This window comes from Cupriavidus malaysiensis (genome assembly GCF_001854325.1).
Taxonomy (GTDB): Bacteria; Pseudomonadota; Gammaproteobacteria; order Burkholderiales; family Burkholderiaceae; genus Cupriavidus; species Cupriavidus malaysiensis.
This window is the reverse complement of sequence record NZ_CP017755.1, coordinates 2,212,612-2,233,579: the sequence shown is the minus strand read 5'-3', so window position 1 is coordinate 2,233,579 and position 20,968 is coordinate 2,212,612. Positions and strand designations below refer to the sequence as shown.

The window sequence follows — 20,968 nt, the reverse complement described above, 5'->3', positions numbered from 1 at the left end:
GATTGCCGTTAAGGGCGAGGCGGGACGTTGGCATGGTAGGTGCCGGCGCCCTGGCCGGTCCTGGCTGTCGCACGGCATCCGGAGAGGAAGAAACAGGGAAGGCGTGGCGGCCACACGCACGGTGTGGCGCCGGCCTCGGAAGGTGCCGCTCTGGCGCCGGTCCACGACAATCGATCGCACTTATCTGCCACGACAGCGCCCCGCAACGGCCGGCGCGCGCCGGCGCGGGTGCAATACGGAATCACGATCACCCAACGCGCACGGCATGGCAATGGAATTCGGTATTCGTGCCTGGTCCGCCCGGGCCGGCGGACTGCAGGCGGAGCAGGCATGGCGGGAATGGTGCGCGGCGCCGTGGCTGCCGTCCGCCTCGGCCGCCGCGGCCGACCTGGCGCTGGAGGCCATGGCGCCGATGCTGCGCCGTCGCGTCGTGCCGCTCGGCCGCGTCGCGCTCGCGCCGGCCTACGAATGCCAGGCCCAGGGTGGCGGCATTCCCACCGTGTTCGCCTCGCGCCATGGCGACGTGCAGCGCGCCTACGACATGCTCTCCGACCTTGCCGCCGAAGGCGGGGTCTCGCCGACCGCCTTCGGCCTGTCGGTGCACAACGCCATCGGCGCCCTGTATGCCATCGACCGCAAGGATGTCGCCTGCCAGCAGGCTGTCGCCGCCGGACGCGATACGGTCGAGGCGGGCGTGGTGGAAGCGTGCGCCCTGCTGGCCGACGGCGCGCCGGAAGTCCTGCTGGTCCACTATGAGGCGCCCTTGCCCGAGGCCTATGCGGGCTTCGCCGACGAGCCTGCCGCGCTGTACGGCTGGGCCTGGCGCCTGGGCCGGCCGCGCGCCGGCGAGCCGGTGTTCTCGCTGGCGCCGATCTCTTCCGCCGTGCCCGCCGCACCTGCATCCGGCCCAGCGCCCGCGCTGCCGCATGGCCTGGAGGTGCTGCGCTTCATGCTGTCGGGCGAGGCCGGGCTGATCCACCACGGCGAGCAGTGCGCCTGGCAGTGGCGGCGCCATGGTTGACCGCATCGACCGCGCCTGGCGCGTCTGCGCCACCGGCGTCTGCTTCTCCACCTTCGGGCTGGGCGGGCTGCTGCTGCGTATCGTGGTGTTCCCGCTGGTGGCGCTGCTGCCCGGCCCGGACCTGCGGCGCCAGCGTGCCTGCAAGCAGCTGGTGCACCATGCCTTCCGGCTGTTCCTGCTGCTGATGCGCGGGCTCGGCGTGCTGCGCTACGAGATCCGGCATGCCGAGCGGCTGCGCCGCAGCGGGCTGCTGATCGTCGCCAACCACCCCTCGCTGATCGACGTGGTCTTCCTGATCGCGCTGACGCGCCGTGCCGACTGCGTGGTCAAGGCCGGGCTGGCGCGCAATCCGTTCACGCGCGGACCGGTGCTGGCCACCGGCTACGTGTGCAACGACGCTGGCGCGGCCATGGTCGACGATTGCATCGCCTCGCTGCGCGCGGGCAACAACCTCGTGATCTTTCCCGAGGGCACGCGCACGGTGCCCGGCGCGCCCATGCGGCTGCAGCGCGGGGCGGCCAATATCGCCGTGCGCGGCGGCTTCGCGCTGACACCGGTGGTGATCCGCTGCGAGCCGCCCACGCTGGCCAAGGGCGAGAAGTGGTACGCGGTGCCGCTGCGGCGGCCGCGTTTTGTCATCGAGGTCAAGGATGATATCGACCCCGCCGCCTGCCTGGCGGCCGGCGTCGACGATGCCCTGGCCGTGCGCCAGCTGACACAGGCGCTATCAGAATATTTTTCCAGGGAGGTGGGCCGTGAAGGCGCTTGAAGAAGACATCAAGGAACTGATCATTGCATCGCTGTCGCTCGAAGACCTGAGCCCGGCCGACATCGACGCGCAGGCGCCGCTGTTCGTCGAGGGGCTCGGCCTCGATTCGATCGACGCGCTCGAGCTGGGCCTGGCCCTGCAGAAGCGCTTCGGCGTCAAGCTCGACGGCGACAAGGAAGCGGTGCGGGCACGCTTTGCCAGCGTCTCCGCGCTGGCTGCCTTCATCGCCGCGCAACGCAGCGAGGCGGCGGCCTGAGCCGGCCGGCGCCCCGATCTCATTGAGGAGGAATCGAACATGACCCACGAGGAAATCTACGCGCGCGTCGCCGCGGTGCTGCAGGAGAGCTTCGAGATCGACGCCGCGCGCATCCGCCCCGAGGCGCTGCTCTACGACGATCTCGACATCGACAGCATCGATGCCGTCGACCTGCTGGTGAAGCTCAAGCCGATCCTGAGCACGCCGCCGAAGCCCGAGCATTTCAAGTCCGTGCGCACCGTGCAGGACATCGTCGAGGCACTGGCCCGCCTGATCGACTCGCCGACCCCGGCCTGAGGCCGGTCCGTCATCCCGCTATCCCGCTATCCCGCCGACCCGACCACCATGTTGCGCAACACCCTGCTGGCCGTCCTGCTGCTGTGCTATCCGGTGCTGGCCTATTTCGGCCTGCAGCACTGGTCGCCGCGCACGATGGCGCTGGTGCTGCTGGCGCTGGCGCTGCTGCGCGCCTGCGCCGGACGCCGCCAGGGCTGGTGGCCGATGGCCGCCGCGGCAGCGCTGCCGGCGCTGGCCGGCCTGGTGTCCGACCGCGCGTTGCCGCTCAAGCTCTATCCCGTGATGGTCAATCTCGTCATGCTCGCCGTGTTCGGCTGGAGCCTGCTCGGCCGGCAGAGCCTGGTCGAGCGCATGGCACGCCTGCGCGAGCCCGACCTGCCGCCGGCCGGCGTGCGCTACACGCGCCGTGTCACCCAGGCCTGGTGCCTGTTCTTCGTCGTCAACGGCACACTGGCCGCGCTCACCGCCTGCTTCGCCAGCGACCGTGTCTGGGCCCTGTACAACGGCGGCATCGCCTATGTGCTGATCGGCGCCATGTTCGGCGGCGAGTGGCTGCTGCGGCGGCGCGTGATGGCAAGGAGCGACCATGCGTGAGTGGCGCGGCGTGAGCGGCACGATGGCGGCGCTGGCAGGACTGCCGGCGCCGGCACGCGCGCGTCCGGTGGCGGGGGCGGGCGCGGCAGGGTGGGATGCCGACACCTTCCTCGCGCGTGCCCGGGCCTGGCGCCAGGCCTTTGCCGCCCGGCCCGGCACGCGCTGGGCGCTTTACCTGGACGGCCATGCGGAGTTCGCCGCGGCATTGTTCGGCGCCTGGCATGCCGGCAAGCATGTGGTGCTGCCCGGCGACGCGCTGCCGGCGACGGTGGCGGCGCTGCGTGGCGGCGCCGGCGCGGTGGATGGCCTGGCGGGCGAGCTGCCGGGCGGGCTGCTGCCCGCTCCCGCCGGCCTGCCGGAGGCGGCCGGCAGTGGCGAGGCGGCGGCCTGGCCGCCGCTGGACGCGCGGCACTGCGGGCTGACCCTGTTCACCTCGGGCTCGAGCGGCGTGCCGCAGGCCGTGCCCAAGCAGCTGCGCCAGCTGGAGGCGGAGGTGGCTGCGCTGGAGGCGGCCTTCGGCGCCGCGCTGCCGGATGGCGCGCAGGTGCTCTGCACGGTCGCGCCACAGCATATCTACGGGCTGCTGTTCTGCGTGCTGTGGCCGCTCGCGGCCGGCCGCCCGATGCCCCTGGCGCGCCTGGCCTTCCACGAAGAGCTGGTGGCGCAGGCCGCCGCGCTCGACGGCCCGGCGCTGCTGGTCAGCAGCCCGGCACACCTGCGCCGCCTGCCCGAAGAGCTGGACTGGGCGCCGGCGCGGCGCGCGCTGCGTGCCGTGTTTTCCTCCGGCGGCCCGCTGCCGGCGCAGGCCGCCTCGGATGCCCTGCGCCACCTCGGCCAGGCGCCGATCGAGGTCTTCGGCAGTTCCGAGACCGGCGGCATCGCCTGGCGCCAGCAAGCGCGCCAGCAGGAACGCTGGAGCCCCTTGCCGGGCGTCGACTGGTGCCTGCGCGACGGACTGCTGGCGGTGCGCTCGGACCACCTGCCGGACGCCGGCTGGCATGTCTGCGCCGATCTGGCGCAGCCGGCCGCAGACGGCGGCTTCGTGCTGGCGGGCCGCGCCGACCGCATCGCCAAGATCGAAGAGAAGCGGGTCTCGCTGAGCGCGGTGGAGCGTGCGCTGGCGGCGACGCCGCTGGTGCAGGAGGCGCGTGTCACGCTGCTGGAGCTGGCGGTGGGAACGCGCCTGGCAGCGGTCGTGGTGCCCGCGGCGGCGGGGCAGGCCGTGCTCGCCGCGCAGGGCCGCGCCGGCCTCGCCGCCGCGCTGCGCGAGGCCCTGGCCGATACCGTCGATACGCTGGCGCTGCCGCGCCGCTGGCGTTTTCCCGCCGCGCTGCCGTGCAATGCGCAGGGCAAGACCAGCGATGCCATGCTGCGCGCGCTGTTCCGGCGCGTGCTGCCCGAGGTGCGCTGGCTGGACGGAGACGGAGACGGCGACGGCGCCACGGCGACGGCCGAGCTGTACATCGATGGCGAGCTGGCCGTCTTCGACGGGCACTTTCCGCGCGCGCCCATCGTGCCCGGGGTGGCCCAGGTCGAGTGGGTCATGCAGCTGGCGCCGCAGCGCCTGCCGGTGCCGCCGCGCACCGCCTTCCAGCGCCTGGACGTACTCAAGTTCCAGGCGGTGATCGTGCCCGGCAGCACGGTGGCGCTGGCGCTCACCTGGCAGGCCGAGCGCGCCACGCTGGCGTTCCGCCTGAGCTCGGCGGCCGGCACGCACGCCAGCGGCCGCATCGTGTTCGGAGCCACACATGACTGAGCGTGCCGCGCAGGCCTTCCGGCCGGTCGTGCTGGTGCCGGTCTACGACCACGAGCGCGCCATCGGCGCCATGGTCGACGCCATCCTGGCCGAACAGTGCCATTGCCTGCTGGTGGACGACGGCAGCGGCCCCGCCTGCGCGCAGGTGCTGCGCGCGCTGGCCGCGCGCCATCCGCAGCAGGTCACCCTGATCCGCCTGGCGCAGAACCAGGGCAAGGGCGGCGCCATCATGGCCGGCTTCGAGGCGGCCTGGCAGCGCGGCTATACGCACGCGCTGCAGATCGATGCCGACGGCCAGCACGATGCCGGCTGCATCCCGCAGTTCCTGGCGCTGGCGCGTGCCCACCCGACGGCGATGATCTGCGGCCATCCCCTCTATGACGACTCGGTGCCGCGCGTGCGCAAGCTGGCGCGCTACCTGACCCATGTGTGGGTCTGGATCAACACCTTGTCGCTGGCCATCCGCGATTCCATGTGCGGGCTGCGCGTCTATCCGCTGGCGCCGGTGCGGGCGCTGCTGGCGCGGCAGGCGCTGGGCAAGCGCATGGAGTTCGACACCGAGATCCTGGTGCACCTGGTCTGGCGCGGCGTGGCCATCGTCAATGTGCCGACGCGCGTGACCTATCCCGCCGACGGGGTGTCGCACTTCCGCGTCTGGCGCGACAACGTGCTGATTTCCTGCATGCATGCGCGCCTGTTTGCCGGCATGCTGCGGCGCCTGCCGTGGCTGCTGTGGCGCAGATTGCCGCGCGCGGCCGGCGGAGCCCGGCCATGAGCACGCCGCAGGCACCGCGCCATTGGAGCACCATCGGCGAGACCACCTCGGTGTGGGGCATCTGGTGCCTGTACGCGCTGTACCGCGTGTGTGGCCGCGGCCTGTTCCGCCTGGTGCTGTATCCGGTGGTCGCCTACTACTGGCTGGCCAATCCGCTGGCGCGCCACGCCTCGCTCGACTATCTGCGGCGCGTGCAGGAACAGGGCGGTGCCACCGGGCTGCCCGCCGGCACGCAGCCCGGGCGGCGCCACAGCCTGCGCCACCTGCTGTCCTTCGGCGAGACGCTGCTGGACAAGCTGCTGGCCATCGGCGGGCGCTATCCCTTCGGCGCGGTGCGGCGCGAAGGCGAGGCGGTGCTGCTGCGCCAGATCGAGTCGGGGCAGGGCGGCATCATCGTCACCGCGCACATGGGCTGCCTGGAGCTGTGCCGGGCGCTGGCCGGCCAGCGTGCCGGGCTGCGCCTGACGGTGCTCGTGCACACCGCCCATGCCGAGCGCTTCAACCGCATCCTGGCGCGCCTGGATCCGCGTTCCGGCCTGCAGCTCTACCAGGTCGACGACCTCACGCCGGCCAGCGCCGCGGAACTGGCGGCGCGGGTGCGTGCCGGGGAGTTCGTCGCCATCGCCGGCGATCGCGTGCCGGTGCACGGCGGGCGCGCGGTGCGCGTGCCCTTCCTTGGCGCGCCCGCGCGCTTTCCCGTGGGCCCGTACGTGCTGGCGGCCTTGATGGAGTGTCCGCTGTTCGCGCTGGGCTGCGTGCGCACGCGTGGCGGCCACCTGCTGCGTTTCACCGAGCTGGCGCGCGACGTGCGCCTGCCGCGCGGCGGGCGCGAGGCCGCGCTGGCCGCGCATGCCGCCGGCTTTGCCGCGTGGCTGCAGGCGCTGCTGCTGGCCTCGCCCTACGAGTGGTTCAATTTCTACGACTTCTGGGCCGGCGGCGAGGCATCCGCCGCGTCCGGACAGGATGGCGCGACGCGCCCGCAACGGAACGGCCCATGACATCCGAACTCAGCCACGAGATCACCCTGACACCTGCCTTCCACGACCTCGACCCGATGAACGTGGTCTGGCACGGCAATTACCTGCGCTACTTCGAGCAGGCGCGCTGCGCGCTGCTGGCGCGCTACCGCTACGACTATCCCGCCATGCGCGATTCCGGCTACCTGTGGCCGGTGGTCGACCTGCGCATCAAGTACGTCCAGCCGTTGCACTATGGCCAGTCCGTGCTGGTGCGCGCCACCATCACCGAGTGGGAGAACCGCCTGAAGATCGAGTACCTGGTGCGCGACGCGGCCAGCGGGCGGCGCCTGACCAAGGGCTACACCATCCAGGTGGCGGTGGAAGCGACCAGCGGGGAACTCTGCTTCGTCTGTCCGCCGGTGCTGTGGGAGCGCCTGGGGATCAAGCCATGAGGCTGGGCCAGGCGGGCGCCGCCGGCCTGCTGGCGTTGCTGCTGGGCAGCGGCGCGCTGGCTGCGCCGCCGCCGGCGCAGCGCGCGTCCGCCCCGGCGGCCGACGTGCTGGCTGGCGTGGCCGCGCGGCTGGATCCCGCGCCGGTCGTCCACGGCCGCTTCGAGCAGACGCGCCGCCTGGCTGGCTTCGCCAACCCGCTCGTGGCGCGCGGCGACTTCGTGCTGGCGCGCGGGCGCGGCGTGTCCTGGCAGACGCGCGAGCCCTTCGTCTCCAGCCTGCTGGTGACGCCCGAGCGGCTGGTGATGCGCGGCGCCGACGGCACCGTGCAGCAGCAGCTGCAGGCCGATGCGCAGCCCGCCATGCGGCAGGTGGCGCAGACCGTGATGGCCATGCTGCAGGGCGACCTGCGCGCCTTGGCGGCACGTTTCCAGGCGGAGGGGAAGCTGGCCGGCGCGCACGGCTGGTCGCTGTCGCTGGTGCCGGCCGACGCCGGTCTGCGCAGGGCGTTCAGCCGCATCGAGCTGAGCGGCGACCGCTTCGTCCGCTCGGTGCGCTGGGAGGAGGCGGGCGGCGACAGCACGCTGGTGCGGATGATCGAGCCCGGCACGGCGGCCCGCCTGACGCCCGAGCAGGAGCGGCGCTTTGACTAGCCGCGGGCCCGCGAGCGCACGCGCGCTGGCTTTCGCCTGGCTGCTGCTGGTGCTGGCACTGGTCGTGCGCCAGGTGCAGTTCTGGCGCGATGCCCGGCTCGACACCGACGTGATGGCATTGCTGCCGGCCGACGCGCGCAGCGCGCTGGCGGACCAGGCCCTGCGCCAGTTGGCCGACGGCGCCTCGCGCGAGGTCGCCGTGCTGGTGGGGGCGCCGGCCTGGGAGCAGGCGCGCGCCGCCGCGCGCCGCTTCGGCGCCGCGCTCGGCGACGGGGGCGGCCTGCTGCAGCCGCAGGACCGCTTCGCCGCCTTCGATTTCGATGCCGCGCTGGATTTCTACCGCCCGTGGCGCGACCGCCTGCTGACCGACGGGCAGCGCCAGATGCTGCGCGCCGCCGATGGCGAGGACCTGGCGCGGCAGGCGCTGGCGCGCCTCTACCAGTTGTCGGCCGGCCCCCGCCTGACGCAATGGAGCGAGGACCCGCTCGGCCTGTGGCCGCAATGGTGGCTGGCGCGCGCCGGCGCCACGCGCGTGCAGGAACGCGACGGCCTCGCCACCGTCGAGGCCGACGGGCGCCACTGGGTGGTGCTGAGCTACCGCATCACACGGCCGGCCTTCAGCGCCAGCGGCGCGACCGACTATGCCGACCTGCTGGCGCGCGCCCGCGCCGCTGCGCAGGCGGACCCCGCCGGCGCGGTCGAGGTCATCGCCGCCGGCATCCCGCTGCACGCCGAGGCCGCCGCGGCGCAGGCCAACCGCGAGATGAACGTGATCGGACTCGGCTCGCTGGCGGCGGTGCTGCTGCTGGTGTGGCTGGCCTTCCGCTCGCTGCGTCCGATCGTGCTGGTGGCGCTGTCCCTGGCGATCGGCACGGCGGCAGCGTTGTCGGTGACGGCGCTGGTGTTCGAGCGGGTGCACTTGATCACCCTGGTGTTCGGCGCCAGCCTGGTCGGGGTGGCCGAGGACTACGGCATCCACTACTTCGTCGCGCGCCAGGCCGAGGGCGGTGCGCCGCCACGGCGCGTGATGCGCGCGCTGCTGCCCGGCATGGCGCTGGCCCTGGCGACCAGCGTGGTGGCCTACCTGGCGCTGGGCATCGCGCCGTTCCCGGGCCTGCGCCAGATGGCGCTGTTCTCGGCCACCGGCCTGGTGGCGGCCTGCCTCACGGTCGTGCTGTGGTTCCCCTGGCTGGACCGCGGCGGCCTGCGCCCGACCCCGCTGTCGCAGCGGCTGGCCGCCAACCTGGCGCGCTGGCCGCGCGTGGGCGCCAATCGTGCCACGGTGCTGCTGGCGCTTGCGCTGGCGGTGTGGATCGTGCCCGGCCTGATGCGGCTGCAGGTGGCCGACGATGTGCGCCAGCTGCAGAGTTCGCCGGCGGCGCTGGTGGCGGCGCAGCGCGCCGCCGGCCGCCTGCTGGCGGCGCCCAGCCCCGCGCAGTTCGTGCTGGTGCGGGGTGGCTCGCCCGACCAGGTGCTGGAGCGCGAGGAAGCCGCGCGCGCGGCGCTGGCGCCGCTGCTGGCGCGGCAGGAACTGGCCGGGCTGCTGGCCTTGTCGGACTGGGTGCCGTCGGCCCGGCGCCAGCAGGCGGACGCTGCGCTGGCGGCGCCGCTGGAGGCGGCCGCGCGGGCGCGCGTGGCGCAGGCCCTCGGCGGCGCGGCGGTTGTGCCGGCGCGCGCACCGGCGGGCAGCCCGCTGCGCCTGGAAGACTGGCTGCGGCACCCGGTGTCCGCCATGCTGCGCCCGCTGTGGCTGGGCCGGATCGATCAGGGGTATGCGAGCGTGATCCTGCTGCAGGGGCTGGAGCGTCCCGGCACGATGCGCGCGGTGGCGGATGCGGTGAGCGGGCTGTCTGGCGTACAGTGGGTGGACCGCGTGGACGGCATGAGCCGCCTGCTGCGCCACTACCGCCAATTGATGAGCTGGCTGCTGCTGGCCGGTGCCGCCGGCGTCGCCCTGCTGCTGGCGTGGCGCTATGGCCGCGCCAGCTGGCGGGCGCTGGCGCCGACGCTGCTGGCGGCGCTTGCCGCGCTGGCGCTGCTGGGCTGGCTGCAGATGCCGCTGCAATTGTTCTCGGTGCTGGCGCTGGCCTTGCTGCTCGGCGTTGGTGTCGACTACGGCATTTTCCTGCTGGAGCACCCCGGCGACGGCGCCTCCTGGACCGCCGTGGTGCTGGGCGCGGCGAGCACGCTGCTGGCCTTCGGCCTGCTCGCGCTGTCGGCGACGCCGGCGCTGCGCGTGTTCGGGCTGACCATGCTGGCCGGGGTCGGCACCGTGTGGGGACTGGCGCCATGGTTCCGTCCGGCGCAGGCGCCGGGCGGGGCACCAGGAGATCGAGGCTTCGTGCCGGCGCACCCGCGGGGGGCGCCATGACGGGGCAGGAATTCGAGAAGGATGGAGTACGCTGCATGACAAGCGAACAGGTAGAACAGGTCGATGTGCTGATCATCGGCGCGGGCCCGGCGGGCTCGGTCGCCGCGGGGCTGCTGCGCCAGCGCGGCATCCAGGTGCTGGTGCTGGAGAAGGAGACGTTCCCGCGTTTCTCGATCGGCGAGAGCCTGCTGCCGCAGAGCATGGCCTATATCGAGGCGGCAGGGATGCTGCAGGCCGTGGTGGAAGCGGGCTTCCAGTACAAGAACGGCGCCGCCTTCTCGCGCGCCGGCCGCCATACGGCCTTCGATTTCCGCGACAAGTTCTCGCCGGGCTGGGGCACCACCTACCAGGTCCAGCGCGCGCACTTCGACGACGTGCTGATCCGGGAAGCCGCGCGCCAGGGCGCCGAGGTCCGCTTCCGGCACCAGGTGCTGGCCGTCGACGTGAGCGGTGCCCGCCCGCTGGTGACGGTGCAGGCGCCGGACGGCGCGCGCTACCAGGTGAGCGCCGGCTTCCTGCTCGATGCCTCCGGCTTCGGCCGCGTGCTGCCGCGCCTGCTGCAGCTCGAGTCGCCCTCCGGCTTCCCGGTGCGCAGCGCGCTGTTCACCCACGTCGAGGATCGCATCCCCAGCGGCGAGTTCGACCGCAACAAGATCCTGATCAGCGTGCACCCCGAGCACGTCGACGTCTGGTACTGGACCATTCCCTTCTCCAACGGCCGCTGCTCGCAAGGGGTGGTCGCGCGCAAGGAATTCCTCGACGGCTACGCCGGCGACGAAATGGCGCGCCTGCGCACCCTGGTCGGCGAAGAGCCGGGCCTGGCGCGCTTGCTGGCCGATGCGCGCTGGGATACGCCGGCACGGCAGATCGCCGGCTACTCGGCCAACGTCAGCTCGCTGTGGGGCAACGGCTATGCGCTGCTGGGCAACGCGGGCGAGTTTCTCGACCCGGTGTTCTCCTCCGGCGTCACCATCGCCTTCAAGTCGGCCAGCCTGGCGGCGGACTGCCTGGCACGCCGTTTCGCTGGCGAGGCGGTCGACTGGGAGGCCGAGTTCGCCCGGCCGCTGAAGGCCGGCGTGGATTGCTTCCGCACCTTCGTCGAAGCCTGGTACGAAGGGCGCTTCCAGAAGCTGATCTTCCATCCCGACGCCACCGACGAGATCCGCCGCATGATCAGCGCCATCCTGGCCGGCTACGCCTGGGACCGCGACAACCCCTTCGTCACCGAGTCGCGCCGCCGCCTCAACGTGCTGGAGCAGTTTTGCGCCGACTGAGCCCCGACCGCCTGGCGTGGCGTGATGCCATGCCGGCGCTGGTGTCCGCCCTGGTGACGGCATGGGTCTCTGCCGGGTGCGGCACGTCCGCGCCGCCCGCCGCCAGCCCGGCCGTGGCGGCTGCGTCGCCCGCTCCGGCCGCTGCGGCCGCCGCCGCGCCGCTGCTGCGGCTTGCGCCGGCCGCGCTGGGGCGCACCCTGGCCTGGCAGCAGCAGATCCGCGTGCGCTTCCGCGATGGCGCCGGCGCCGACCACGTGCGCGAACTGCAGGCCCTGCTCGAGGCCGATGCCGGCACGACCCGGCTCGCCGCGCTGGCGGGCGGGCAGGTGCTGGCGCGCCTGGCCTGGGACGGCACCCGCCTGCAGGTGTCGCGTTCGCCGTGGGCTCCGGCCGAGCTGATGCCGGAGCGCATCCTGAGCGACCTGCAGCTGGCGCTGTGGCCGTCGGCCGCGGTGGCGGCGGCGCTGCCGCCGGGCTGGACCCTGGCCGAGGGGCCGGGCTGGCGCGAGCTGCGCCAGGGCGCCGAAGCCGTGGTCGCGATCGGCTATCCGGGCGACCCGGACAATCGCGGCGACCGGCTCATTGCGCTGGCCCACCGGCGCGATGGCTTCACGCTGGAGATCCGCAACCTGGCTGCGGCGCCGGCCGGCGATGGAGTCCGCCCATGACCGTATTCCTCAACCAGATGGGCGTGGCGTGCGCGCTCGGCATCGGCGCCGAGGCCGTGCGCGCGGCGCTGTGGCGCAGCGATGGTCCCGCCGGCGGCGAGCTGACCGAGCGCTACACCCCGGGCGAGTGCCTGCACCTGGGCACGGCGCCCTTGGCCGCCGATGCCGCCGCCGCGTTGCCGGCGGACACGCCGGTGGCGCAGCGCACGCGCAACAACGCCATGCTGCTGGCCGCGCTGGAACCGCTCCGCGCCGCTGTCGACGCGGCGGTGGCGCGGCACGGTCCGGCACGCGTGGCGGTGGTGCTGGGCACCAGTACCTCCGGCATCGCCGAAGGCGAGCGCGCGGTGGCGGCGCGCGCGGCGTCCGGCACGTGGCCGGCAGGCTATGTGTACGGGCAGCAGGAACTGGGCTCGCCCGCGCACTTTCTCGCCCGCCTCACCGGCGCGCGCGGGCCGGCCTATGTGCTGTCGACCGCCTGCTCCTCCAGCGCCAAGGCGATGGCCGCCGCCGCGCGCCTGCTCGCCTGCGGCGCCGCCGATGCGGTGCTGTGCGGCGGCGTGGATACCTTGTGCGGCTTCACCATCGCCGGCTTCCGCGCGCTGGAGTCGGTCAGCCCGCAGCGCTGCCTGCCGCTGTCGGCCAACCGCGCCGGCATCCACCTCGGGGAAGGCGCGGCGCTGTTCCTGATGACGCGCGAAGCGGGCCCGGTGCGGCTCGCGGGCTGGGGCGAAAGCGCCGATGCCTACCATATCTCGGCACCCGAGCCGGGCGGGCAGGGCGCGCGCACGGCGATGGCGCAGGCGCTGGCCCGCGCCGGCATCGACGCGCGCGCGGTCGACTACGTCAACCTGCACGGCACCGCCACGCCACAGAACGATGCCATGGAACTGCCTGCGGTGGCAGCGCTGCTGGGCAGCGACGTCCCGGTCAGCTCGACCAAGCCGCTGACCGGCCATGCGCTCGGTGCCGCCGGGGCGATCGAAGCCGCACTGCTGTGGCTGACGCTGGTGGACAATCCTCAGGGCAGGCTGCCGCCGCACTGGTGGGACGGCGTGGCCGATCCGGCCTTGCCGCCGCAGCCGCTGGTGGCGCCCGGCGACGCGCTGGGGCGGGCGCCGCGCTACCTGATGAGCAATTCCTTCGCCTTCGGCGGCAGCAACGGCGTGCTGCTGCTGGACCAGGGCTGAACATGATGGAGGCAGCGCAGATGACTGACAGCCAGGATGCCGGCATCGCCGGGGTGGCGGCGAGCCCTGTCGCGGCGGCGCCCGAGGTGCTGCCGCCGGTGGCCGAGGTGGTGCCGCACGCCGGTGCCATGCTGCTGATCGACGCCTTGCTGCATGCCGGCGAGGACGACGCGGTGGCGCGCGCCACGGTGCGCGCCACCCAGCTCTTCGTCGACGAGGCCGGCATGCCGGCCTGGGTCGGCGTGGAGTACATGGCGCAGACCATCGCGGCCTGGGCCGGCATGCGCGACCGCCGCGCCGGGCGGGCGCCGGGCATCGGCTTCCTGCTCGGCACGCGCCGCTACGAATGCGCGCAGCCTTCCTTCGCGGTCGGCAGCGAACTGACCATCCGCGTGCGCTCGGAGCTGGCGGGCGACAACGGACTGGGCATGTTCGCCTGCACCATCGAGCAGGACGGCCGCATGCTGGCGCAGGCCAACCTCTCCGTCTACCAGCCCGACGACGCGCAGGCTTTCCTGCAGGCGCAGGCGGGCACGCGGCCAACGACACAACCTGAAGCGACACAAGCAGGGAAATTCCAAGGGTAACAAGCATGAGCAACCTCAACGTACTCGTCACCGGATCCTCGCGCGGCATCGGCCGCGCGGTGGCGCTGCGCCTGGCGCGCGACGGCTACGACATCGTCGTGCACTGCCGCGCGCGGCGCGATGAAGCGGAGTCGGTCGCCGACGCCGTGCGCGCGCTTGGCCGCAGCGCGCGCGTGCTGAGCTTCGACGTGGCCGACCGTGCCGCCAGCAGCGCCGCCCTGCTGGCCGACATCGAGGCGCACGGCTGCTACTACGGCGTGGTCTGCAACGCCGGGCTGGCGCGCGATGCCGCGTTCCCGGCCATGAGCGGCGAGGAATGGGACGAGGTGGTGCACACCAACCTGGACGCCTTCTACAACGTGCTGAACCCGGTCGTGATGCCGATGGTGCAGCGCCGCGCGCCGGGCCGCATCGTCACGCTGTCCTCGGTCTCGGGGCTGGTGGGTAATCGCGGCCAGGCCAACTACAGCGCGGCCAAGGCAGGCATCATCGGCGCCACCAAGGCGCTCGCGATCGAACTGGCCAAGCGCGCCATCACCGTCAACTGCGTGGCGCCGGGGCTGATCGACACCGACATGGTCGAAGCGCACGTACGCGAGGAGGCCCTGAAGATGATCCCGGCGCGCCGCCTCGGCACGCCCGACGAAGTCGCGGCGGCGGTGGCCTTCCTGATGTCGCCGGACGCGGCCTACATCACCCGCCAGGTGATCTCGGTCAACGGAGGGATGATCGGATGAAGCGTGTCGTGGTCACCGGCGCCGGCGCGGTCTGCGCGCTGGGCAACGATTGGGCGGCGGTGCGCGCGCGCCTGCAGGAAGGGCGCAGCGCCGTGGTGCGCATGCCGGACTGGGCCAGTTTCCGCGGCCTGAACACCCAGCTCGCGGCACCGGTGCCGGACTTCGAGCTGCCGGAGCACTACACGCGCAAGCGCACGCGCGCGATGGGGCGGGTGGCGCTGATGTCGGTACTGGCGGCGGAGGCCGCCCTGCGCCAGGCCGGGCTCGAAGGCGACCCGCTGCTCGGCAGCGGCCGGCTGGGTATCGCCTATGGTTCCTCGACCGGCACGCCGGCGGCCGTGGCGGACTTCGGCCGCATGCTGACCGAGCGCTCGACCGAGGACATCACGGCCACCACCTATATCCGCATGATGCCGCACACCACGGCGGTCAACATGGGGGTGTTCTTCGGCATCACCGGCCGCATCATCACCACCTCGAGCGCCTGCACCTCGGGCAGCCAGGGCATCGGCTATGCCTACGAGGCGATCCGCGCCGGGCGCCAGGTGGCCATGCTGGCCGGCGGGGCGGAAGAACTCGACCCGACCGAGGCCGCGGTGTTCGACACCCTGTTCGCCACCAGCACGCGCAACGATGCGCCGCACACCACGCCGCGCCCCTTCGACGGCGCGCGCGACGGGCTGGTGCTGGGCGAGGGCGCCGGCACGCTGCTGCTGGAAGAGCTCGAACACGCGCAGGCGCGCGGCGCGCGCATCCTGGCCGAGATCGTCGGCTTCGGCACCAACAGCGACGGCGCCCACGTGACCCAGCCCAAGGCCGACACCATGGCCCAGGCCATGCGGCTGGCGCTGGAGGACGCCGGGCTGGAGCCCGCGCGCATCGGCTACGTGAATGCGCACGGCACCGCGACCGAGCACGGTGACATCGCCGAGGCGCAGGCCACCCACGCGGTGCTCGGCGACGCGGTGCCGGTCAGCTCGCTGAAGAGCTACATCGGGCATACGCTGGGCGCCTGCGGCGCGCTCGAGGCATGGATGACCATCGAGATGCAGCGCGACGGCTGGTTCGCGCCGACGCTGAACCTGGCCACGCCCGATGCGCGCTGCGCGCCGCTCGACCACATCATCGGCGCGCCGCGCCGCCTCGACGCGGAATTCGTCATGAGCAACAACTTCGCCTTCGGCGGCATCAACACTTCGCTGGTGTTCCGCCGCTGGCCGGCCTGATTCCACCGGCGGCCGCGCTGGCGGCCGCCTTTTTCCACCATCCTTACCGAGCAGGAGGAATTCCCATGAAGTTCACGCTGTCCATCGCCGCCGCCGCCCTGTGCGTCACCGCGCTGCATGCGACCCCGGCGCTCGCGCGCGACACCAGGTATCTGCTGCCGCTGCAGGAGGTGCTGGACATGCCGGAAGCCAAGGAGAAGCTGGATGGCTCCGTGCGCTTCTTCCTGAGCGGGCAGAAGACCCCCAAGGTGCTCGAGACCAAGGACAGCGACGTCTCCAACCGCAAGACCAACGGCGTGGGCAAGAGCGACGAGGACGCCTGCCGCTGGGCCGCGCTGTCGGCCCTGCTGGCGTTCCAGGACAAGGCCAGGGAAAACGGCTCCAATGCCGTGGTCAATATCGTCAGCTACTACAAGAAGAACGAGATGGCGAGCGCGACCGACTATGAGTGCCACGCCGGCGCGGTGGTGGTGGGCGTTGCCCTGAAGGGCACCTACGCCAAGGTCGCCAACTGAACGGCACCGGGCGGCCAGGGCGCGGGCGCGTGCGCGGGCAGGTGAGCGGGCAGGTGAGCGGGCAGGCGCCGGCCTCCACACCCGCAGCCCTGCGCGTGACCGTGCTGACGGACACCGTGGACGGGCTCATGCGCGCGCTGCCGCCGCCGGCCGGCTGGCTGTCGCCCGCCGAGCTGGTCCGCTTTGCCGCCCTGTCGGCCGGCCGGCGCCGCGCGCAGTTCGTCGCCGGCCGCTGGCTGGCGCGCCAGGCGCTGGCCCGGGCCATGGGCGGCGGCTGGGGCGACTGGACCCTGTCGGCGGGAGGCGAGGGCCCGCCGCTGGCGAGCGGGCCGTATCCGGCCTGGATTTCGCTCTCGCATTCGGCCGACCGCGTGGCCTGTGCGGTGGCCGCCACGCCGGTCGGCCTGGACCTGGAAGCGATCCGGCCGCGCCGCGGCCTGGCCGCGCTGGCCGAGGCCACCAGCAGCGCCGCCGAACGCGCTGCGCTGCCCGACCTGGTGCGCGCGGAGGCGGACGAGCCGGCACGGCTGCTGGCCTTCCTGCACGCCTGGACCCTCAAGGAAGCCTGGCTCAAGCGCAACGGTGGCAACCTGTTCGCCGCCATGCTCGGCCGCGAGGCCACGCTGCGCGCCGTGTCCGCCGCGCAGGCCGATGCCTGCACCTGGGTCGCCCATGGCGCGGTGTTCGCCCTGAGCAGCGGCGGGCCGGTACAGGTGGATGGCGCCGCCGCGCGGACGCTGCGCCACTGGTGCCAGCAGCCGCCGGCCGGCGCGCAGGATGGCGGCGGCAACTGACATCCGCGATGCGGGCGGAGCTCGAGCTGAGCCGAGCCCAGCCTAGCCTAGCCTAGCTTGGCCCTCGGGCCCGTACGCCCGCCTCAGGCGAACATCGCCGCGATCACGCCGCCCATCTCATGGCGCCGGCTCGCCGGCATGCGCGTGGTGGCGGAGACGATGCTGATGGCCGCATCCGGCCCCATCGGCGGTGGCAGCACGTAGCCGATGCCCGCCACGCCTTCGGCACCGGCCAGCGCGTAGCCCAGCCGGCGGCAGCGCTCGACGCCGCGCTGCAGCTTGAGCAGGCTCAGTCCGCCGGCCTCGTATTCGCCGCGGTGGCGGGCGAAGTGCGCGGCGATCTCGCTGTTGTCCAGCCCGGCCAGCAAGGCCATGCTGCCGGTGCCCTGGCCCAGCAGGCGCGAACTGCCGGTCAGCATGTGGAAGGACTTGATGCGGTGGCTGCCTTCCTCGGTGTGCAGGCAGTGGCCGTGGTCGCCCAGGCGGGCGATCAGGAATACGGTGTCGCCGGTCAGGCGGGCCAGAGCCTTCATCTTCACCACCAGGGCGCTGTCGGCTGCGGTGCGGTTCAGTGCGCGCAGGCCCAGTGCCATCGCCGCCGGGCCGAGGTGGTAGCGCTTGCCGGCGGCTTCGCGCTCCACCTGGCCGGCGCTTTCGAGGAAACGCACCATGCGGTGCGCCGTGGTGCGGTCGATGCCGGCCAGTGCCGCCAGGTCGGGCAGCGCCAGGCCCGTGCCGTTGTGCGCGGCAAGCAACTCCAGCAAGGTGAAGACGCGCGCCAGGCTTTGCACGCCCGGGCGGGCAGGGAGGGCGGGGAGGGGGCTGGCGCTCATCGGGGTGCGTAATGGTGACGCAATGGCGACGTGATGCCGTGGCGAGGCGGGCGGCCGGAGCATCCGGTGCTCCGGCGGATCCGGCACGTTCGTGCGTTTGTGCACATTATGCACAAAGACCGGTTTTCCAGTTGTGAGCGGGACGGCCATGGTTTGCAATCGCTCCATCACGGAACCACCCCCTGTGCCATGACTCCCATCGAATCCCGCCTCGACCCGGCATCCGCCGCCTTCGCCACGCAGCGCAGCGGCATGGCCGCGCTGATCGAGCAGATGCAGGTGCTCGAGCGCCGCGCCAGCGATGCCTCGGAGCGCGCCCGCCCGGCCTTCGCCAAGCGCGGGGCGCTGCTGCCGCGCGAACGCCTGGCGCGCCTGCTCGATCCCGGCTCGCCTTACCTCGCGCTGGCCAAGCTGGCCGGCTACGGCATGGATGATCCCGACCACGCGACCTCCATCCCCGGCGGCTCGCTGCTGGCCGGCATCGGCTTTGTCAGCGGCGTGCGCTGCATGGTGGTGGTGACCGACTCCGGTATCGACGCGGGCGCCATGACCGAGGGCGGCAACCTGAAGATGATGCGCTGCCAGGAGATCGCGCTGGAAAACCGGCTGCCCTTCGTCCACCTGGTGGAGTCGGCCGGCGCCAACCTGCGCAAGTACCGTGTCGACAAGTTCATCCGCGGCGGCGCCATCTTCTACAACCTGGCGCGGCTGTCGGCCGCCGGCCTGCCGGTGATCACCGTGGTGCACGGCTCGTCCACCGCGGGCGGGGCGTACATGCCGGGCCTGTCCGACTACGTGGTGATGGTGCGCCAGCGCGCGCGCGCCTTCCTGGCCGGGCCGCCGCTGCTGAAGGCCGCCACCGGCGAGATCGCCACCGACGAGGAGCTGGGCGGGGCCGACATGCATGGCGGCATCAGCGGCCTCGCCGAGTACCTGGCCGAGGACGACGAACATGCGATCGCCATGGCGCGCGACGTGATGGCCAGCCTGGACTGGGCCGATGCGGGCGTGCCGGCCGCGCAGCCGGCACGGCCGCCGCGCCTCGATGCCGACGAACTGCTCGGCGTGATGACGCTGGACATCAAGCGGCCGGTCGACATGGTGGAAGTGATCGGGCGCCTGGTCGACGATTCCGCCTGGCTGCCCTTCAAGCCGGACTACGGTCCGGCCACTGTATGCGGCCACGCGCGTATCGAGGGCCATGCGGTGGGCTTCATCACCAACAACGGGCCGATCGACCCGGCCGGCGCCACCAAGGCCGCCCAGTTCATCCAGGCCTGCAACCAGTCCGGCACCCCCATCGTCTTCCTGCAGAACACCACCGGCTTCATCGTCGGCCGGGCCTCGGAGGAGGCCGGCATGATCAAGCACGGCTCGAAGATGATCCAGGCCCTGTCCAACTCCAAGGTGCCGCAGATCACGCTGTACTGCGGCGCGTCCTATGGCGCCGGCAATTTCGGCATGTGCGGACGCGGCTTCCGCCCGCGCTTCTGCTTCTCGTGGCCGAATGCACGCACCGCGGTGATGGGCGGGGAACAGGCGGCGATGACGCTGGAGATCGTCGCGCGCCAGCAGGCCGAGCGCAAGGGCGCGGCGGTCGACGAAGCGCGCCTGGCGCAGCAAACCGCGGAGATCGTCGCCAACTTCGAGCGCCAGGCCAGTGCCTTCGTCACCAGCGGGCTGCTGCTGGACGACGGCGTGATCGATCCGCGCGACACGCGTGCCGTGCTGGCCTTCGTGCTGGCCACGGCGCGCGAGGCGCAGGCGCGCGCGCTGCGGCCGGTGCAGTTCGGCGTGGCGCGCTTCTGAGGCGAGTTTCCGGGGCGCGTGATCGAAGCGAGCGCGGCGCGGGTTCGCTCCCCTCTCCCGCATGCGGGAGAGGGGCCGGGGGAGAGGGCAGGCGCCTGCATGGAGCGAGCGGGGTCATTCCAGCGCATGCCAGCCCTCTCCCCCGGCCTTGCCGCCACGACGCCCGGGAGCCGCCCCGTACGACACAACCGATCCCACCAGATCCGACCAGACCACAGCAGTTCAGGAGACAAGTGATGCTCTACACCGAAGACCACCGCAACATCATGGACAGCATCCGCCGCTTCGTCTCGGCGGAGATCGATCCGCACGTCGACGAATGGGAGGCCGCCGAGATCTTCCCCGCCCACGCCCTGTTCAAGCAGATGGGCGAGCTCGGCTTCCTCGGCATCACCAAGCCGGTCGAGTACGGCGGCCTGGGACTGGACTTCTCCTACGCGGTCGCCGCCGCCGAGGCGCTCGGCCATATCCGCGCGCAGGGCATCGGCATGGGCATCGGCGTGCAGACCGACATGGCCACGCCGGCGCTGGCAGCCTTCGGCTCGGACGCGCTCAAGCGCGAGTTCCTGGCGCCGGCCATCGCCGGCGAAATGGTGGTGTCGATCGGGGTGTCGGAGGCGGGCGCCGGCTCCGACGTGGCCTCGCTGAAGACGCGCGCGCGCCGCGATGGCGACGACTACGTGATCAGCGGCTCCAAGATGTGGATCACCAACGGCACCCAGGCCGACTGGATCTGCCTGCTGTGCAACACCTCCGACGGTCCGGTGCACAAGAACAAGTCGCTGATCATCGTGCCGCTGCGGGAGGGCGGCAAGCGCGCGCGCGGCGTCGAGGTGCAGAAGATCAAGAAGTTCGGCATGTGGAGCTCGGACACCGCGCAGATCTTCTTCGACGAGGTGCGGGTGCCTGCGCGCAACCGCATCGGCGAGGAGGGCATGGGTTTCATCTACCAGATGAAGCAGTTCCAGGAGGAGCGCCTGAACGGCGCCGCGCGGCGGCTCGCCGCCGGCTGGCTGATCGAGGAGACCGCCGCCTACCTGCGCCAGCGCAACGCCTTCGGCAAGCCGCTGCTGGACAACCAGTTCATCCAGTTCAAGCTGGCCGAGCTGAAGACCGAGCTGGAGGCCCTGCGCGCGCTGGTCTACATGGCCACGCAGACCTATATCGACGGCGGCGATGTGGTCGAGCTGGCCTCGATGGCCAAGCTCAAGGCCGGCCGCGTATCGCGCGAGATCGCCGACTGGTGCATGCAGTTCCAGGGCGGCATGGGCTACACCTGGGACAACCCGGTCTCGCGCGCCTACCGCGACTTCCGCCTGGGCTCGATCGGCGGCGGCGCCGACGAGGTCATGTTGACCGTGATCGCCAAGCAGATGGGGTTGATGGCGCGCGGCTGAGCGTGCCGCACGGCCGCCAGGGCCGGGCCATCGCCTTA

The 20,968-nt window shown here is 72.6% G+C and carries 22 protein-coding genes; 21 read left to right on the top strand and 1 reads right to left on the bottom strand.

The window, feature by feature from the left end; all coding sequences use genetic code 11:
- The first annotated feature begins 265 nt into the window (after positions 1-265).
- The 19 genes from BKK80_RS29425 (at position 266) to BKK80_RS29335 (ending at position 16,891) form a co-directional block, all read left to right on the top strand.
- On the top strand, positions 266-1,021 hold the full coding sequence (locus tag BKK80_RS29425) for a beta-ketoacyl synthase chain length factor (protein WP_071019184.1): 756 nt from the start codon (positions 266-268) through the stop codon (positions 1,019-1,021).
- On the top strand, positions 1,014-1,790 hold the full coding sequence (locus tag BKK80_RS29420; protein WP_071019185.1) for a lysophospholipid acyltransferase family protein: 777 nt from the start codon (positions 1,014-1,016) through the stop codon (positions 1,788-1,790). Before BKK80_RS29425 ends, BKK80_RS29420 begins: the two co-directional genes overlap by 8 nt.
- Positions 1,777-2,046, top strand: coding sequence for a phosphopantetheine-binding protein (locus BKK80_RS29415; protein ID WP_071019187.1), 270 nt, complete (start codon positions 1,777-1,779; stop codon positions 2,044-2,046). Before BKK80_RS29420 ends, BKK80_RS29415 begins: the two co-directional genes overlap by 14 nt.
- 39 nt (positions 2,047-2,085) lie before the next feature.
- Positions 2,086-2,343, top strand: a complete 258-nt coding sequence (locus BKK80_RS29410) for an acyl carrier protein (protein WP_071019189.1) — start codon at positions 2,086-2,088, stop codon at positions 2,341-2,343.
- Positions 2,344-2,391: 48 nt separating this feature from the next.
- A complete protein-coding gene (locus BKK80_RS29405; RefSeq protein WP_071019191.1) occupies positions 2,392-2,937 on the top strand; it encodes a COG4648 family protein in 546 nt (181 codons plus the stop codon).
- On the top strand, positions 2,930-4,693 hold the full coding sequence (locus BKK80_RS29400) for an ApeI family dehydratase (RefSeq protein WP_071072355.1): 1,764 nt from the start codon (positions 2,930-2,932) through the stop codon (positions 4,691-4,693). Before BKK80_RS29405 ends, BKK80_RS29400 begins: the two co-directional genes overlap by 8 nt.
- Entirely contained in the window at positions 4,686-5,468 is a 783-nt protein-coding gene (locus BKK80_RS29395) for a glycosyltransferase family 2 protein (RefSeq protein ID WP_071040168.1), read from the top strand. The genes BKK80_RS29400 and BKK80_RS29395 overlap by 8 nt, the downstream gene beginning before the upstream one ends.
- A complete protein-coding gene (locus BKK80_RS29390; protein WP_083384775.1) occupies positions 5,465-6,466 on the top strand; it encodes an LpxL/LpxP family acyltransferase in 1,002 nt (333 codons plus the stop codon). The genes BKK80_RS29395 and BKK80_RS29390 overlap by 4 nt, the downstream gene beginning before the upstream one ends.
- Positions 6,463-6,879 (top strand): acyl-CoA thioesterase, encoded by a 417-nt coding sequence (locus BKK80_RS29385; RefSeq protein WP_071019196.1) that lies wholly within the window; start codon positions 6,463-6,465, stop codon positions 6,877-6,879. The genes BKK80_RS29390 and BKK80_RS29385 overlap by 4 nt, the downstream gene beginning before the upstream one ends.
- Complete coding sequence (locus tag BKK80_RS29380; protein ID WP_071072353.1) at positions 6,876-7,529, top strand: outer membrane lipoprotein carrier protein LolA; 654 nt, start codon at positions 6,876-6,878, stop codon at positions 7,527-7,529. The genes BKK80_RS29385 and BKK80_RS29380 overlap by 4 nt, the downstream gene beginning before the upstream one ends.
- The gene (locus BKK80_RS29375; protein ID WP_071072351.1) at positions 7,522-9,900 is read left to right on the top strand and encodes an MMPL family transporter; all 2,379 of its coding nucleotides are present in this window, start codon (positions 7,522-7,524) and stop codon (positions 9,898-9,900) included. Before BKK80_RS29380 ends, BKK80_RS29375 begins: the two co-directional genes overlap by 8 nt.
- A gap of 35 nt (positions 9,901-9,935) precedes the next feature.
- Entirely contained in the window at positions 9,936-11,174 is a 1,239-nt protein-coding gene (locus tag BKK80_RS29370; protein ID WP_071040165.1) for an NAD(P)/FAD-dependent oxidoreductase, read from the top strand.
- Positions 11,162-11,842 (top strand): DUF3261 domain-containing protein, encoded by a 681-nt coding sequence (locus tag BKK80_RS29365; RefSeq protein WP_071072349.1) that lies wholly within the window; start codon positions 11,162-11,164, stop codon positions 11,840-11,842. The genes BKK80_RS29370 and BKK80_RS29365 overlap by 13 nt, the downstream gene beginning before the upstream one ends.
- On the top strand, positions 11,839-13,032 hold the full coding sequence (locus tag BKK80_RS29360; protein ID WP_071019205.1) for a beta-ketoacyl-ACP synthase: 1,194 nt from the start codon (positions 11,839-11,841) through the stop codon (positions 13,030-13,032). The genes BKK80_RS29365 and BKK80_RS29360 overlap by 4 nt, the downstream gene beginning before the upstream one ends.
- Positions 13,033-13,052: 20 nt before the next feature.
- Positions 13,053-13,619, top strand: coding sequence for a hotdog family protein (locus BKK80_RS29355; protein WP_236903824.1), 567 nt, complete (start codon positions 13,053-13,055; stop codon positions 13,617-13,619).
- 5 nt (positions 13,620-13,624) lie between these two features.
- On the top strand, positions 13,625-14,356 hold the full coding sequence (gene fabG, locus BKK80_RS29350) for a 3-oxoacyl-ACP reductase FabG (RefSeq protein ID WP_071019208.1): 732 nt from the start codon (positions 13,625-13,627) through the stop codon (positions 14,354-14,356).
- Positions 14,353-15,582 carry a beta-ketoacyl-ACP synthase gene (locus BKK80_RS29345; protein ID WP_071019209.1) on the top strand — a complete coding sequence of 410 codons (1,230 nt, stop codon included), beginning with the start codon at positions 14,353-14,355 and terminating at the stop codon, positions 15,580-15,582. Before fabG ends, BKK80_RS29345 begins: the two co-directional genes overlap by 4 nt.
- Positions 15,583-15,647: 65 nt before the next feature.
- Positions 15,648-16,097, top strand: a complete 450-nt coding sequence (locus BKK80_RS29340) for an excinuclease ATPase subunit (RefSeq protein WP_071019212.1) — start codon at positions 15,648-15,650, stop codon at positions 16,095-16,097.
- Positions 16,098-16,150: 53 nt separating this feature from the next.
- Positions 16,151-16,891: a 4'-phosphopantetheinyl transferase family protein gene (locus BKK80_RS29335; RefSeq protein ID WP_236903823.1), complete on the top strand. Its 741-nt coding sequence runs from the start codon at positions 16,151-16,153 to the stop codon at positions 16,889-16,891.
- 83 nt (positions 16,892-16,974) lie between these two features.
- On the opposite strand, the gene BKK80_RS29330 is transcribed toward BKK80_RS29335, so the two are convergent.
- Positions 16,975-17,724, bottom strand: a complete 750-nt coding sequence (locus BKK80_RS29330) for an IclR family transcriptional regulator (protein WP_071019218.1) — start codon at positions 17,722-17,724, stop codon at positions 16,975-16,977.
- A gap of 189 nt (positions 17,725-17,913) precedes the next feature.
- Between BKK80_RS29330 and BKK80_RS29325 the strand changes: the two genes are divergently transcribed.
- Positions 17,914-19,533 (top strand): acyl-CoA carboxylase subunit beta, encoded by a 1,620-nt coding sequence (locus tag BKK80_RS29325; RefSeq protein WP_071019221.1) that lies wholly within the window; start codon positions 17,914-17,916, stop codon positions 19,531-19,533.
- 236 nt (positions 19,534-19,769) lie between these two features.
- Positions 19,770-20,930, top strand: coding sequence for an acyl-CoA dehydrogenase family protein (locus BKK80_RS29320; RefSeq protein WP_071019223.1), 1,161 nt, complete (start codon positions 19,770-19,772; stop codon positions 20,928-20,930).
- Positions 20,931-20,968 lie beyond the last annotated feature (38 nt).